The organism is Haliea sp. E1-2-M8 (assembly GCF_030649675.1).
Lineage (GTDB): Bacteria > Pseudomonadota > Gammaproteobacteria > Pseudomonadales > Halieaceae > Haliea.
In genome coordinates this window covers 1-663 of record NZ_JAUTDR010000087.1, presented here as the reverse complement: position 1 = coordinate 663, position 663 = coordinate 1, and the positions used below count along the sequence as shown (strand labels likewise).

Below are 663 nucleotides of genomic sequence, written 5' to 3'. Positions count from 1 at the left end.
TCCGAGGCGACCTCGCCAATGACCTTCAGCATCTGGCCGTCATGGGGGCAGTTCAGATCGTCCCCGGCCAGCTCATAGACCACCTCAGTCCGGGGCAGCGTGTCGGGCAGGGGCTTGCGGCCACGCTTTTTACGGGTATGCGCCGGTACGTCGATGGTCCCCTCGGCTTCGTCCTCGCCAAGCGCCAGTTGTGCATCAACCTCGGCTTCATTGAACAGCCGGATCTGGTCGGGTGAGAGCTTCTCACTGCTGGCGGCAAAGCGACGTGCCAGGGCAAGATTGAGTTGTTCCTGGAGGGTAAAAATTCTGGCCGACTGGCGTTTGTTCTCGTGTTCCAGTTCGGCCAGCCGTGCCTGCTGCTCGGCTTTTTCCGCCATTTGCTGCGCCACCAGGGCCTGCAGCGCGGCGACCGTCGAGGGTAGTTGTGTAGGGGTTTCCGGCATGCGTCCATTATACCTCTAACGCACGGAATACCCTATAAAAACAGCTATAAAACCGTGCTGAACGTGCGCTTTGCGTGCGGCTTCAGCTGGGTGATATCGTAGCCATCCAGCAACCAGTTCAGCTGCTGTATGCTCAGCATGATCACATCATCCTGGCGTGTGCGCGGCCAGTGGAAACGGTCCTGTTCCAGACGCTTCTGCCACAGGCAGAAGCCGTTGG

1 protein-coding gene and 1 pseudogene are annotated in these 663 nt (G+C 59.4%); both read right to left on the bottom strand.

Going from position 1 to position 663, the window contains the following annotated elements; translation table 11 throughout:
- Positions 1 to 443, bottom strand: a pseudogene (locus tag Q6D67_RS21665) (IS66 family transposase); the annotation flags it as partial.
- Between the two features lie 44 nt (positions 444 to 487).
- On the bottom strand, positions 488 to 649 hold the full coding sequence (gene tnpB, locus Q6D67_RS22045) for an IS66 family insertion sequence element accessory protein TnpB (protein ID WP_370552025.1): 162 nt from the start codon (positions 647 to 649) through the stop codon (positions 488 to 490).
- Positions 650 to 663 lie beyond the last annotated feature (14 nt).